Source organism: Streptomyces sp. BR1 (assembly GCF_052373795.1).
Lineage (GTDB): Bacteria > Actinomycetota > Actinomycetes > Streptomycetales > Streptomycetaceae > Streptomyces.
On record NZ_CM126252.1, the window covers coordinates 6124980 to 6138347 of the forward strand.

11 protein-coding genes are annotated in these 13368 nt (G+C 74.3%); 6 read left to right on the forward strand and 5 right to left on the reverse strand.

Annotation, left to right across the window (positions count from 1 at the left end; translation table 11 throughout):
* Positions 1-16 precede the first annotated feature (16 nt).
* Positions 17-1573, reverse strand: coding sequence for a hypothetical protein (locus ACT1U9_RS26910; RefSeq protein ID WP_444535194.1), 1557 nt, complete (start codon positions 1571-1573; stop codon positions 17-19).
* Between the two features lie 37 nt (positions 1574-1610).
* Positions 1611-1805, reverse strand: a complete 195-nt coding sequence (locus ACT1U9_RS26915; protein ID WP_188275064.1) for a hypothetical protein — start codon at positions 1803-1805, stop codon at positions 1611-1613.
* 322 nt (positions 1806-2127) lie between these two features.
* Here ACT1U9_RS26915 and ACT1U9_RS26920 point away from each other — a divergent pair, with 322 nt between their 5' ends.
* The 6 genes from ACT1U9_RS26920 to ACT1U9_RS26945 all read left to right on the forward strand — a co-directional run bounded on the left by ACT1U9_RS26920 (position 2128) and on the right by ACT1U9_RS26945 (position 11082).
* Complete coding sequence (locus ACT1U9_RS26920; RefSeq protein ID WP_444535195.1) at positions 2128-2520, forward strand: ankyrin repeat domain-containing protein; 393 nt, start codon at positions 2128-2130, stop codon at positions 2518-2520.
* A 257-nt stretch (positions 2521-2777) separates the two neighbouring features.
* A complete protein-coding gene (locus tag ACT1U9_RS26925; protein WP_444535196.1) occupies positions 2778-4196 on the forward strand; it encodes a HEAT repeat domain-containing protein in 1419 nt (472 codons plus the stop codon).
* 91 nt (positions 4197-4287) lie between these two features.
* Positions 4288-5403 (forward strand): glycosyltransferase family 4 protein, encoded by a 1116-nt coding sequence (locus tag ACT1U9_RS26930; RefSeq protein WP_444535197.1) that lies wholly within the window; start codon positions 4288-4290, stop codon positions 5401-5403.
* Positions 5400-6596: a glycosyltransferase gene (locus ACT1U9_RS26935; RefSeq protein ID WP_444535198.1), complete on the forward strand. Its 1197-nt coding sequence runs from the start codon at positions 5400-5402 to the stop codon at positions 6594-6596. Before ACT1U9_RS26930 ends, ACT1U9_RS26935 begins: the two co-directional genes overlap by 4 nt.
* On the forward strand, positions 6593-7513 hold the full coding sequence (locus tag ACT1U9_RS26940; RefSeq protein WP_444535199.1) for an SGNH/GDSL hydrolase family protein: 921 nt from the start codon (positions 6593-6595) through the stop codon (positions 7511-7513). The genes ACT1U9_RS26935 and ACT1U9_RS26940 overlap by 4 nt, the downstream gene beginning before the upstream one ends.
* Positions 7510-11082 carry a hydantoinase B/oxoprolinase family protein gene (locus tag ACT1U9_RS26945; RefSeq protein ID WP_444535200.1) on the forward strand — a complete coding sequence of 1191 codons (3573 nt, stop codon included), beginning with the start codon at positions 7510-7512 and terminating at the stop codon, positions 11080-11082. The genes ACT1U9_RS26940 and ACT1U9_RS26945 overlap by 4 nt, the downstream gene beginning before the upstream one ends.
* Here ACT1U9_RS26945 and ACT1U9_RS26950 read toward each other — a convergent pair.
* Genes ACT1U9_RS26950 through ACT1U9_RS26960 form a run of 3 tightly spaced genes read right to left on the reverse strand, consistent with a single transcriptional unit; the run spans position 11070 to position 13359 of the window.
* The gene (locus ACT1U9_RS26950) at positions 11070-11963 is read right to left on the reverse strand and encodes a biotin-dependent carboxyltransferase family protein (RefSeq protein WP_444535201.1); all 894 of its coding nucleotides are present in this window, start codon (positions 11961-11963) and stop codon (positions 11070-11072) included. The two genes, ACT1U9_RS26945 and ACT1U9_RS26950, sit on opposite strands and share 13 nt — an antisense overlap.
* Positions 11960-12598, reverse strand: coding sequence for a 5-oxoprolinase subunit PxpB (gene pxpB, locus ACT1U9_RS26955; RefSeq protein WP_444535202.1), 639 nt, complete (start codon positions 12596-12598; stop codon positions 11960-11962). Before pxpB ends, ACT1U9_RS26950 begins: the two co-directional genes overlap by 4 nt.
* Positions 12595-13359 carry a LamB/YcsF family protein gene (locus ACT1U9_RS26960; RefSeq protein ID WP_444535203.1) on the reverse strand — a complete coding sequence of 255 codons (765 nt, stop codon included), beginning with the start codon at positions 13357-13359 and terminating at the stop codon, positions 12595-12597. The genes pxpB and ACT1U9_RS26960 overlap by 4 nt, the downstream gene beginning before the upstream one ends.
* Between the last annotated feature and the right edge of the window lie 9 nt (positions 13360-13368).

Below are 13368 nucleotides of genomic sequence, written 5' to 3' on the forward strand. Positions count from 1 at the left end.
TGGGGCGGAGGGTGTCTCAGCCCTCCGCCGGCACCGCCTCCTGCTCGCGGGGTACCGCCTCCACCGGCACATCGCGCCCCGGCAGCAGCTCCAGGACGGCCTGGCGGTGTGCCTCGCTGGTCGCGTCGTCGTACGGGTCCGGGGTCGCCGGGACCTGGAGGCGCAGGACCGGGCCGGTGCCGAGGCGGGCGTAGCCGCGGCCGGGCGGCACGGCCGCGGTCGGTGTGGTGTGCGGAGGCGCGCCGAGCACCGACTCGGCGCGGTCCGTGGTGCACGGGCCGAGCACGACCCGCGCGCGCGTGTGCGTGCGTACCGGCTCGGACAGCGCCTCCAGGCTGTCGAACTGCTCCGCGACCACCACCGTCACACCCGCCGCGCGCCCGTGCCGCAGCGGGGTCTGGAGCAACTGCTGCGGGTCGGGGCGGCCGTCGGCGGCCGCGAGGTGGCCGAAGACGCTGGGCCGGTCGAGCAGGATCCACAGCGGCCGCTTGATGTCGTCGGGGGTCGGATGGCCCGCCTGGCGGGCGCGGTTGGCGGAGATGAGCCGGCGCTCGGTCTCGTGCGCGGCCCACTCCAGGGTGGCGAGCGCCCCCGCGAGCCCGCACTCCACGGCGAGCACTCCCGTACGCCCGGTCAGACACGCGTACTCGCCGGTGCCGCTGCCCTCCACGACGAGTACGTCACCGTGCTGGAGCGCTTGGAGGGCGATGGAGCGCAGCAACGTCGTGGTGCCGCTGCCCGGTTCGCCCACGGCGAGCAGATGCGGTTCGGTGGAGCGCGGGCCGGTGCGCCAGACGACCGGCGGCGCGTCCCGCCCGCCCTCGCCGTCGACGACCGGCACGGTCCGCTGCACCGCGTCGGCGTCGGTGAAGCCGAGGACCGTCTCGCCGGGGCCGACGACGAAGTGCTGGGCGGCGATCGAGGTGGAGAGCGCGTCCAGGACGCGCATGACCAGCTGGTTGCCCTCCTCGTCCCACTCGAAGCGGTACTCCCGGCCGCGTCCCGACTTGGCGTGCAGCAGCTGCTCGATCCGGGCGCGGCATTCGGGCTCGCCGTCCATGAAGTACGCGGGGTAGCGGATCAGGAGGCAGGTGATCCGGCCCGCGTCGTCGAACGCGTACTCACTGAAGGCCGTCGTCCACTCCCCGCCGTGGGCGAAGAGCGGACTGGGGTCCTCCGGTACCGAGAAGTAGGGCACCAGGGCCTCGTAGAGGGCCTTCAGGCGGCCCAGCTCCGCGTCGTCGGGCCCGGTCTTCACCGGGGTGCGTTCGCGGCCCTGCCAGGCGGCCGCGGCCATCACCGTGATCAGGGCGAGCAGCGGCCCGTACGGGATGAGCGCGACCACCAGGACGACGGCCGCCACCAGGAACAGCGCGGGACCACGCCGTTCCTTGGGCGTGGCGGCCCACCGGCCCCGCAGTCCCGCGGCGATCCGCCGCAGGCCGCGGCTGATCGTGATGAGCGGATGGAGGACGTCGGTGGCGCTGTCGGCGGCCGTGCGCGCGATCTCGCGGCTGCGGGCGATCGGGACGCTGGTGCTGCTCAGAATGCGGGGAAGCGGTCGCCGGGCCACGTCGGTCTCCTGTGGGGGTGATGGGGACTGCGGCAGGTCAGAACTTGATCCCGCCCAGCAGGCTCGCGAGGCTCTGGCCCCCGGCCTTGATGCTCGGGGCGATGGCCGTGCCCGCGAGGTAGAAGCCGAAGAGCGAGCAGACCAGGGCGTGCGACGGCTTCAGGCCGTCCTTCTTGAAGAAGAGGAAGGTGATGATGCCCAGCAGGACGACGCCGGAGATGGACAGGATCATGAGGAGTTCTCCTGGTAGATGGGGACAGTCACCATGAGTTCTTCCAGGATCACAGGAAGTATCTATGTGATAAAAGCTGCAATCGAGTGAAATTCTGCGATTTTCACTGGAGTGGCGGATACGGAACGGGGTCGGGAGCGGGACACTGTGCGGCCGCCGGGCGAGCGGGTGTCACTCGCGGTGAGCTCTGCCCCGGGCTGGCCGGGTCATGTGCCCCGGCGGGCAGTACCCTGTCGATTCACTCGTACGGCGTCGGTGCCGTACGGGCCAGGTCACCGGCGTCGCGAGCGGCGGCTCAGCGGTGTGAAAGGCGGTCCGTCCGATGAGCGATGCCCTCGATCCCGAGGTGGTCGAGCTGGCGACCAAGATCTTCGATCTGGCGCGCCGGGGCGACAGCGAGGCGCTCGCCGCGTACGTCGACGCCGGGGTCTCGCCCGACCTCACCAACGAGAAGGGCGACACGCTCGTCATGCTCGCCGCCTACCACGGGCGCGCGGAGGCGGTGTCCGCGCTGCTCGCGCGCGGCGCCGAGGCCGACCGCCCCAACGACCGCGGCCAGACCCCGCTCGCGGGTGCGGTCTTCAAGGGCGAACAGGCGGTGATCGAGGCCCTGCTCGCAGGCGGAGCTGATCCTTCCGCCGGGACGCCGTCCGCGCTCGACACCGCACGCATGTTCGGCAAGACGGAACTGCTCGCACTCTTCGGCGAACGCTGAGGTTTGCGCCGGGTGCCCCCTGCGTACCTGGTGAGAGGGGCTCGTAAATGTGGTCGCGGTGGCGAAATGCCTGGGTCATCATGACGACGAGCCCCTACATCCGGGGCAGGGTCCTTACATCGGGGGCCACGACGAGAGGCAGGAAGATGGTCCACAACAAGCGGAAGACGACGGACGGCCGAACATGTTGGCGCGCGGCCTACTAGGGCACGGCACGAATCCCGGTTGCGTCGACAGCTTGATGTGAGGCTATTTCCATGTTCGATCCAGTCATAGCGCCGAGCGGTACGCTGCTCGGCCTGCTGCAGAGGGGCCGCGGCGACGGCACCCTGCACGCGCTCGCCGCCCCGCGCCCAGAAGCCCTGGCGGCCCTGAACCACTGTGTACTGAGCGACCCCCGCCACGACTGGCAGGTGGAGAACCGCTCCCTGTACTACGCGCGCCTCTACCTGGATCTCGACGGCGGACTCGACGAGATCGAGGCCCATCTGTTCAGCACCGAGGACGTCCTGGACGGCGACGAGCACCGCACCGGGCTCGCCCTCGCGGTCCTCGGCCACCTCGCCTCCTACGGCAGGGACGACGCGCTGCTGCTGCTGCGCCGGTACGCCGTGCACGGCGCCAACTGGGGCTGGGCGCTCGACGAGCTCGCGCTGCGCGACGACGACGCCGGGCTGCGCGCCCTCGCCGACTCCGTGCTCGCCCGCTTCCCCGGCACCCCCGAGGGCGACGCCGAACTCGCCGCCACCGTCCGCGACGCCTTCGAGCCCCGGCCCTGGCGGCTGTGGGCCGAGGACATGCGGGACGCGGTGGGCGCGCGCGTGCGCGCCGCCCAGGAAGCCGGGTCCTTCGACCGATGGCAGCGCCAGATGCGGCCGTCCGGGCCCCGCCCCGGCTGGAGCGTCGCGGCGGTCCTGCAGTGGGCCGAGGAGGGCCGCGAGCGCGGCGCCGACCTGTCGCTGCCCGCCGCCCGCTGCCTGGGCGCGGTGGCCGGACCCGACGACCGCGAGGAGATCGTCGAAGCGGCCGGCACCGGCTCGGACGGCGCCCGCTGCGCCGCCCTGCACTATCTCGCCGAGTCGCGCGACGCCCGCGTCCTGGATCTGGTCGAGGCCGCCGTGAGCGCCGGCTCACCGACCGTCGCCGAAGCCGCTGTTCAGGCCTTCGAGCGGATGTGCGGGCCCGAGGCCGTCGACCGCGCGCGCGGCTGGGTGCACCGGCCCGACGCGCTCGGGGCCGCCGCCGCAGGCGTCCTTGCCTGCCGGGGCGAGGCCGACGACGCCCAGCTCGTGCTCGGCGCACTGCGCGAGTGCGTGCGCTCCGAAGGACCCGACGCGCCCCTGCTGCGCCCCCTCGTCGACGGCGCGGAGCGCCTCGGCATCGGCTGCGCCGCACCCGTACTGAGGCACGTCTACCGCGAGACCGCCTCCTCCCAGCTGCGCGGCCGCACCGCCCGCGCGCTCGCCGCCACCGATCCCTCCTTCGCCGCCGGCTTCGCCGTCGAGTGCCTGTGGGACTGCGAGGAGACCACCAGAGAAGTGGCCGCCCAGCACGCCGAGCTCGTCGACGCGCGCGTGGCGGAGCGGCTGCGACGGCTCGCGGACGACCCGGCCGAGGAGGCCGAGGTACAGGACGCGATCCACAACCGGATGGGTCCGGACATGCCGGCTGTCTGAAAGACACGCTGTCCGAAACGCTCATGGGACGTTCCCCGGGCGGAAAGATCGAAGACGGCGGGGCCACCCCGGCGCCGACGAAAACACGGGTATGCGTGTCGTCATCGTCACCGAATCCTTCCCGCCCGATGTCAACGGCGTCGCCCACTGCGCCCTGCAGACCGCCCGGCACCTCGCCGCCCGCGGTCATGAACCGCTCGTCATAGCCCCGGCCGTCGCGGCCGGGGACGACAGCGCCGCCCCCTGTCCCGTCATCCGCGTCCCCTCCCTGCCGCTGCCCGGATATCCGCAGGTCAGGGTGGCTCTGCCGAGCCGCCGGGTGGCGGCCGCGATCGCCGCGCACCGGGCCGAACTCGTCCATCTGGCAAGCCCGTTCGTGCTCGGGGTGCGCGGGATGGCGGCGGCGACCCGGCTCGGGGTACCCGCCGTCGCCGTCTACCAGACCGACCTGGCCGGCTACGCCCGTACGTACATGGGCACCGGCGAGAACACCGCCTGGCGGCGGCTGCGGGCCGTCCACGGCGCCGCCGACCGCACCCTCGCCCCTTCCACGGCCGCCGCCCGCGATCTGGCCGACCACGGCGTGCAGCGGGTCCGGCTGTGGCCGCGCGGCGTCGACACCGAAAGATTCCGGCCAGAGCTGCGCGACGAGGCACTGCGCCGTGAACTCGCGCCCGGCGGCGAGCTGATCGTCGGATACGTGGGCCGGCTCGCGGCCGAGAAGCACGTCGAACTGCTCGCCGGGGTCTGCCGGCTGCCCGGGGTACGCGTGATCGTCACCGGCGACGGGCCGAGCGCGGCGGCGCTGCGCGGCGCACTGCCCGGGGCGCTGTTCCTGGGCCGGCGCACCGGCGACGAACTCGCCCGCGTCTTCGCCTCGCTGGACGTCTTCGCGCACACCGGCCCGTACGAGACGTTCTGCCAGACCGTGCAGGAGGCCATGGCGAGCGGGGTCGCGGTGATCGCCCCGGCGGCCGGCGGGCCGCTCGACCTGGTGGAACACGGGCGCACCGGGCTGCTCGTCGCACCCCGCGACGCGGACGCGCTCCGCGACGCCGTGCTGCGCCTTGCCGATCCCGAGGTGCGTGGCGCGTACGGACGGGCCGGCCGTGCGGCGGTGGCGGGCCGCACCTGGGCGGCCGTCGGCGACCAACTGCTCGACCACTACGCCGATGTGCTGTGCGACCGTACGGCGGTGGCGGCATGAGCGGGCTGCGGATCGTCCGCCTGGCGAACTTCGTGACGCCCGCGTCGGGCGGGCTGCGCACGGCGCTGCACGAGCTCGGCCGGGGCTATCTCGCCGCCGGTCATGAACCCGTGCTGATCGTGCCCGGCGCCCACGCGCGCGACGAACTCACCGACCAGGGACGGGTGATCACCCTGCCGGGTGTGGTGCTGCCCGGCACCGGCGGCTACCGGGTGCTCGCCGACCGTCGCCGGGTGAGGCGCGTCCTGGAGGCGCTGGCGCCCGACCGGATCGAGGTGTCGGATCGTACGACGCTGCGCTGGACCGGCGAGTGGGCGCGGCGGGCGCGGGTGCCGTCGGTGATGGTCTCGCACGAGACGGCGGAAGGCGTGCTGCGGACCTGGGGTGTTTCGGAGGCGGTCGCGCGCGGCGCCGCCGACCGGCTCAACAGGCGCTCCGCCTGGGCCTATTCGCGGATCGTGTGCACCACCGAGTGGGCCGGTCGCGAGTTCGCGCGGATCGGCGCGGGCAATGTGGTGCGGGCGCCGCTCGGCGTCGACCTGGTGCGCTGTCGGCCCGGGCGGCGCTCGCTCGCGCTGCGCGAGCGCTACGCGCGCGGGGAGCGCGTCCTGCTGGTGCTCTGTTCGCGCCTCTCGGTCGAGAAGCGGCCCGGCACCGCTTTGGACGCCCTCGCCGAGCTGCGTCGCCGAGGTGTGCGGGCGGCCCTTGTGGTGGCCGGGGACGGGCCGCTGGCGGGCGGTCTGGAGCGGCGGGCGCGGGCCGAGGGGCTGCCGGTGGAGTTCCTGGGGCATGTACGCGACCGGGCGCGGCTCGCCGATCTGCAGTCGGCGGCCGATGTGTGTCTGGCGCCCGGCCCTGCCGAAACGTTCGGTCTGGCCGCCCTGGAGGCGCTGGCGGGCGGGACGCCGGTGGTGTGCAGCCGGTCCTCGGCGCTGCCCGAGGTGGTGGGGGCGGCGGGCGAGGCCGCGGCCGACACGGGGGCGGCGTTCGCCGAGGCCGTCCTGGAGGTGCTGGCCCGTCCGGAGGGCGCCCGCCGGGCGGCGGCACGCGCGCGTGCGGAACTCTTCGGGTGGGAGGCGTCGGTGGCGGCGTTCCTGGGGGCGCATGACGCGGTGGTGGGGGCGCGGGCGCTTGTGGCGCGGGCTTGCGTGGAGCGGGTTGTTCCGGTTCGGCCGCCGGGTGTGGCGGCGTGACAGCCGTACACGCGGCCCAGCCGTCCGTCGCCGTGCCCGCCGTACGCCCCCTGCGGTTCGCGGCGCTCGGGGACTCGCTCACCGAGGGCGTCGGCGACCCCGTCCCCGGCGGGTGGCGCGGATGGGCCGCGCTGCTCGCCGGGGACGGGTGCGAGTTCCGGAACTTCGCCGTCAGCGGGGCGCTCACCCGGGACGTGGCGGCGGAACAGGCGCCACGCGCGCGGGAGTTCGCGCCCGACCTGGCGTCCGTCATGGTCGGCGTCAACGACACCCTGCGCCGGTCCTTCGACATCCACCGCATCGCCGCCCGGCTCGACGCGGTGTACGGCGACCTCACCACGCAGGGTGCCGTGCTGCTCACGGCCTGTCTGCCCGACCCGGGCGCGATGCTCGCGCTGCCCGGGCCGCTCGCCCGCCCGCTGGCCCGCCGCCAGCGGGCCGTCAACGCCGTGGTGCACGCGCTCTCCGCGCGGTACGGGGCCGCGCATCTGCATCTGGCCGAGCACGCCTGGGTCGCCGACCGCTCGCTGTGGGGCGCGGACCGGCTGCACCCGGGCGAGCGCGGCCACCGGCTGATCGCGGTCCGCTGCCACGCCCTGCTCGCCGAGCGCGGGGTCGCACCCGGCGGGCCGCCCTCGGCCGAGCCGGACCGCCCGCCGCCCGGCACCTCCGCCTCGCTGCTGTGGCTGGCCACGGCCGGGACGGCCTGGCTGGCCCGGCGCTCCACGGATCTGCTGCCCGAACTCCTGGGCCTGGCCGGGGCCGAGCTGCGCCACGCCGCACGCGGCACCGGCGCACACCTCGACGCGCGCGCCGCCGAAGCGCTGTCCGCGGCCCTCGCCACCGTCGCGTGCGCCCGGCAGGACCGCGCGCCAGAGCCCCCGGGAGCCGTCCCCCTTGCCAGAATGGGGGGATGACAGGGCGCTGGGAGTTCTGGATCGACCGTGGCGGCACCTTCACCGACGTGGTGGGCAGACGGCCCGACGGGCGCCTGGTCAGCCGCAAGCTCCTCTCCCACGACCCGGAGCGCTACCGGGACGCGGCCGTCGCCGGGATCAGGCTGCTGCTCGGCGTGGGCCACGACGACCCGGTCCCGGCCGAGCGGATCTCCGTGGTCAAGATGGGCACCACCGTCGCCACCAACGCCCTTCTGGAGCGGCGCGGCGAGCCCACCGTCCTGGTCGTCACCGAGGGCTTCCGGGACGCGCTGCGGATCGCGTACCAGAACCGCCCGCGCCTGTTCGAGCGGCACATCGTGCTGCCGGAGGCGGTGTACGAGCGGGTCGTCGAGGTGGCCGAGCGGGTGGACGCGCAGGGGCGGACCGTGCGCCCGCTCGACCTCGCGGACGTCACCGAACGGCTGCGCGCCGCCCACGCGGAGGGCTTTCGCAGCGCCGCCGTCGTCCTGATGCACGGCTACCGCCACCCCGCCCACGAGGAGGCCGTCGCCGAGGCCGCCCGCGCGCTCGGCTTCACCCAGGTCAGCTGCTCGCACGAGGTGAGCCCGCTGATCAAACTGGTGCCGCGCGGCGACACCACCGTGGTCGACGCCTATCTCTCGCCGATCCTGCGTCGCTATGTCGACGAGGTGGCCAAGGAACTCGACGGCGTACGGCTGATGTTCATGCAGTCCAACGGAGGGCTGCGGGAGGCCGCGCACTTCCGGGGCAAGGACGCCGTGCTCTCCGGACCAGCGGGAGGCGTGGTCGGCATGGCGCGTACGTCCGGGCAGGCCGGCCACGCGCGCGTGATCGGCTTCGACATGGGCGGCACCTCCACTGATGTGTCGCACTACGCGGGCGAGTTCGAGCGCGAGTTCGGCACCCAGGTCGCCGGGGTGCGGATGCGCGCCCCGATGATGAACATCCACACTGTCGCGGCCGGCGGCGGCTCGGTGCTGCACTTCGACGGCCAGCGGCTGCGGGTCGGCCCCGACTCGGCGGGCGCGGTCCCCGGCCCCGCCTGCTACCGGCGCGGCGGCCCGCTCACCGTCACCGACGCCAATGTGATGCTCGGCCGCGTCCAACCCGCCCATTTCCCGGCGGTGTTCGGTCCCGACGGGGGCCAGCGGCTGGACGCGGAGGTGGTGCGGGAACGGTTCGGCGCGCTCGCTGAGAGGATCGGCGGCCGAACACCGGAGGAGGTCGCCGCCGGATTCCTGGAGATCGCCGTCCTGAACATGGCGAACGCGGTCAAGAAGATCTCCGTACAGCGCGGCCACGACGTCACCCGCTACGCGCTGACCAGCTTCGGCGGCGCGGGCGGCCAGCACGCGTGCGGGGTCGCCGACGCGCTGTCCATCGACACCGTCCTCGTACCGCCGCTGGCCGGTGTCCTGTCCGCGTACGGCATCGGACTGGCCGACGCCACGGCGATGCGCGAGCAGTCCGTCGAGGCGCCGCTGGACGAGGCGGCCGCCGATCGCGTCCACGAGCTCTGCGACGAACTGGCCGCGCGCACCCGGGCCGAGCTGCGCGCCGACAGCATCCCCGACGACGCGATCACCACCCACGCGCGCGTACTGCTGCGCTACGCCGGGACGGACGCGAGCCTGCCGGTCGCGCTGGACGAGGCACCCGCCATGAAGGAGGCGTTCGAGCGCGACCACCATGCGCGGTACGCCTTCACCATGGACAAACCGTTGGTCGTCGAGGCGGTGTCGGTGGAGGCCGTCGGCGTCGCCGGACCGCACGGCGCCCATGAGGCCGACGCCTACGCGCGCGAGGGCGCCGCCGGGCCGCCCGCGCACGTCGACATGTTCGTCGCGGGCGAGTGGCGCCCGACCCCGCTGCACCGGCGCGCGGACCTGCGGCCCGGCGACGCCGTGGACGGCCCCGCGATCCTCGCCGAGGCCGACGCCACCACCGTGGTCGACGACGGCTGGCGGGCCACCGTCGGCGAGCTCGGCCATCTGCTGCTCACCCGGGTGCGCCCGCGCCCGGGACGCACCGCCGTCGGCACGGACGTCGACCCGGTGATGCTGGAGGTCTTCAACAACCTCTTCATGGCGATCGCCGAGCAGATGGGCGTACGCCTGGAGAACACCGCCCACTCCGTCAACATCAAGGAACGCCTCGACTTCTCCTGCGCGCTCTTCGACGCCGAGGGCAATCTGATCGCCAACGCCCCCCACATTCCGGTCCACTTGGGGTCGATGGGCGACTCCATCAAGGAGGTGCTGCGCCGCAACGAGGGCGCCATGCGGCCGGGCGATGTGTATGCGATCAACGACCCGTACCACGGCGGCACCCATCTGCCCGATGTCACCGTGGTGACCCCGGTCTTCGAGGCCGAGGAGCTGCGGTTCCTGGTCGCCTCGCGCGGCCACCACGCCGAGATCGGCGGCATCACCCCCGGCTCCATGCCCGCCTTCAGCCGTACCGTCGACGAGGAGGGCGTGCTCTTCGACAACTGGCTGCTCGTCCGGGACGGGCGCCTGCGCGAGGCCGAGACGCGGGAGCTGCTGACCGGCGCCGCCCACCCCTCGCGCGACCCCGACACCAACCTCGCCGATCTGCGTGCCCAGATCGCCGCCAACGAGAAGGGCATCGCCGAACTGCGGCGCATGACCGAGGAGTTCGGGCTCGACGTCGTCCGCGCTTACATGGGCCATGTGCAGCGCAATGCCGAGGAGTCCGTGCGGCGGATCGTCGCCGAGCTCGAAGACGGCTCGTACGCGTACGAGACGGACAGCGGCGCGGTCATCAAGGTCGCGGTCACCGTGGACCGCGAGAGCCGCAGCGCCGTACTGGACTTCGACGGCACCTCGCCCCAGCAGCCCGGCAACTTCAACGCGCCCAAGTCGGTGGTGACGGCGGCGGTCCTGTACGTCTTCAGGACGCTGGTCGACGACGACATCCCGCTCAACAGCGGCTGTCTGAAGCCGCTGGACGTGCGGGTGCCCGAGGGCTCGATGCTGGCGCCCGTGCACCCGGCGGCGACCGTCGCCGGGAACGTGGAGACCTCGCAGGCCGTAACGGGCGCCCTGTACGCGGCGCTCGGGATCCAGGCCGAGGGCTCGGGCACGATGAACAACATCACCTTCGGCAACGACCGGGTGCAGTACTACGAGACGGTGGCCAGCGGCTCCGGCGCGGGCGACGGATTCGACGGCGCGGACGCCGTACAGACCCATATGACCAATTCGCGCCTCACCGACCCCGAGATCCTCGAATGGCGCTATCCGGTCCGCGTCGACGCGTTCCGTGTACGCGAGGGAAGCGGCGGCCGGGGCCGGTGGACGGGCGGCTGCGGCGTGGAGCGCAGGATCCGCTTCCTGGAGCCGATGACGGTCGCCCTGCTGACCGGACACCGCCGCGTCCCGCCGTACGGCATGGCGGGCGGCGGGCCGGGGGAGCGCGGCGCCAACCTGGTGGAGCGCGCGGACGGCCGCACAGAGGAGCTGGGCGGGGTGGACACGGTGGAGGTCGGCCCCGACGACGTCCTGGTCGTCCGCACTCCCGGGGGCGGCGGCTACGGCTCCTGACGGCCCCGTACCGCAGAGCGGCGCACGGGCACGAACCGCACCGGTGTGCCCGGCGCGGCCTGCGCGGCGGCGGCGAGATCCGGCCCGGCCACCACGCCCAGCACCGGATAGCCGCCGGTCGTCGGATGGTCGGCCAGGAACACCACCGGCCGCCCGTCCGGCGGCACTTGGACCGCGCCCCACACCATGCCCTCGCTGGGCAGCTCACCGTGGACCGCACGCCGCAGCGCCGGTCCCTCGGTGCGCAGGCCGATGCGGTTGCTCGCCGACGAGACGCGGTAGCGGCCGGTGGCGAGCGTGGCGAGGGCGTCCGGAGTGAACCAGTCCAGACGCGGGCCGGGCAGCGTTCGCAGCACCAGCTCGGACGGCGGCCCCGGGGCGGGCGCGGCGTCCACGCGCGCGTAGTGGCCGACAAGGCGGCCCAGCGGCAGTACCTGGCCGTACGCGAGCGGCGCCGGGCCGAGCCCCGAGAGCAGATCGGTGGAGCGGCTGCCGAGGACGGGCTCGACCTCGATCCCGCCGCAGAACGCCACATAGGAGCGCACACCGCGAACGGCCGGACCCACATCGAGCACGGCCCCCGCCGGTACGCGCACCGCCGCGCCCCACGGCACCGGCCGCCCGTCGACGGTGACCGGGCAGGGTGCCCCCGTCACCGCGACCGTGACGTCACAACGCGGGCGCACCGCACAGCCGTTGAGGGTGGTCTCCAGGACGGCGGCGTCCGGCGGGTTCCCGGCCAGACGGTTGGCGAGGCGGCTCGCGGGCAGGTCGAGCGCCCCCGAACGCGGCACCCCGAGGTGCGCGTAGCCGTACCGCCCCTCGTCCTGGACGCAGGTGAGCGCCCCGGCCCGTACGACACCCAGCGCCCGGTCCGTCACGGCCGCTCCAGCGGGACGAAGCGCACCCGGGTGCCGGGCGAGAGAAGCGCGGCGGGCTCGGCGGCCGGGTCCCAGAGCACGGCGTCCGTGCTGCCCACGAGCTGCCAGCCGCCGGGCGAGGAGCGCGGGTAGACACCCGTGTACGGGCCCGCCAGCGCCACCGAGCCCGCCGGGACGGCGGTGCGCGGGGTGGCCCGGCGCGGCACCGCGTACCGCTCCGGGAGCCCCGTCAGATAGCCGAAGCCGGGCGCGAACCCGCAGAACGCCACCCGGAACTCGGCCGCGCTGTGGATCCGTACGGCCGCCTCCGACGAGACGCCCCACAGGGCCGCTACGTCGGCCAGATCGGGGCCGTCGTAGCGGACCGGGATCTCCACGGCCGCGCCGACGTCCGTACGCGGCCGCGGGATCTCCCAGCCGGGCAGCAGGGCCGCGAGGCGCCCCGGGTCCTCCAGGCCGTCGAGCAGGACCGTGCGGGCCGCCGGGACGATCTCCCGTACGGGCGGCAGCGTTCCGGCGGCGCGGCGGCGCAGCAGCTCGGCGTGGAACGCCTCGGCCTCCTCGCCGCTGTCGAGCTCGACGAGCAGCGCGCGGTCGCCGACCGGCAGCGTCCGCAGCCGTGGTGCCGCACTCATGCGAACGCCTCCACGCGCACGCCCGCGCCCTCAAGACGTTCACGCACGCGTCGCGCGAGGCCGACCGCGCCCGGGGTGTCGCCGTGCAGACAGAGCGAACGCGCGCGTACCGCGACCGTCTCGCCGCTCCGGGCGAGGACCGTCCCGGACCGGGCCATGGCGACGGACCGCTCGACCACCGCGTCCGGGTCGCTGACGACCGCGCCGTCGCCCCCGCGCGGCACGAGCGTGCCGTGCGCGGTGTACGCCCGGTCCGCGAACGCCTCGGAGACCACCGGAAGTTGAGCCTCCGCGGCCAGCGCGAGCAGCCGGGAGCCCGGCAGCCCGAGGACGGGCAGCTTCTCGCCCGCAAGGCGCACCCCCTCGACGACGGCCGCCGCCTGCTCCTCGTCGTGGACGACACGGTTGTAGAGCGCGCCGTGCGGCTTCACATACGCCACCCGGCTCCCGGCCGCCCGCGCGAAGACCTCCAACGCGCCGATCTGGTAGGCGACTTCGGCGGCCAGTTCGTCCGGCGGCACATCCATCGCCCGCCGCCCGAACCCGGCCAGATCGCGGTACGAGACCTGTGCGCCGATCCGCACCCCGCGCTCGGCGGCGAGTGCGCAGACGCGCCGCATGGTGACCGCGTCGCCCGCGTGGAAGCCGCAGGCCACATTGGCGCTGGTGACGACGGACAGCAACTGCTCGTCATCGGTCAGCCGCCAGCGGCCGAAGCCTTCACCGAGGTCGGCGTTGAGGTCGATCGGCGCCGAGGTCATGGTCGGGGG

Coding starts and splice junctions, on each gene's coding strand:
- ACT1U9_RS26930 (WP_444535197.1), top strand. CDS start 4,288: ATGCGTGTCGTCATCGTCACCGAATCCTTCCCGCCCGATGTCAACGGC.
- pxpB (WP_444535202.1), bottom strand. CDS start 12,598: ATGAGTGCGGCACCACGGCTGCGGACGCTGCCGGTCGGCGACCGCGCG.
- ACT1U9_RS26945 (WP_444535200.1), top strand. CDS start 7,510: ATGACAGGGCGCTGGGAGTTCTGGATCGACCGTGGCGGCACCTTCACC.
- ACT1U9_RS26960 (WP_444535203.1), bottom strand. CDS start 13,359: ATGACCTCGGCGCCGATCGACCTCAACGCCGACCTCGGTGAAGGCTTC.
- ACT1U9_RS26925 (WP_444535196.1), top strand. CDS start 2,778: ATGTTCGATCCAGTCATAGCGCCGAGCGGTACGCTGCTCGGCCTGCTG.
- ACT1U9_RS26920 (WP_444535195.1), top strand. CDS start 2,128: ATGAGCGATGCCCTCGATCCCGAGGTGGTCGAGCTGGCGACCAAGATC.
- ACT1U9_RS26915 (WP_188275064.1), bottom strand. CDS start 1,805: ATGATCCTGTCCATCTCCGGCGTCGTCCTGCTGGGCATCATCACCTTC.
- ACT1U9_RS26935 (WP_444535198.1), top strand. CDS start 5,400: ATGAGCGGGCTGCGGATCGTCCGCCTGGCGAACTTCGTGACGCCCGCG.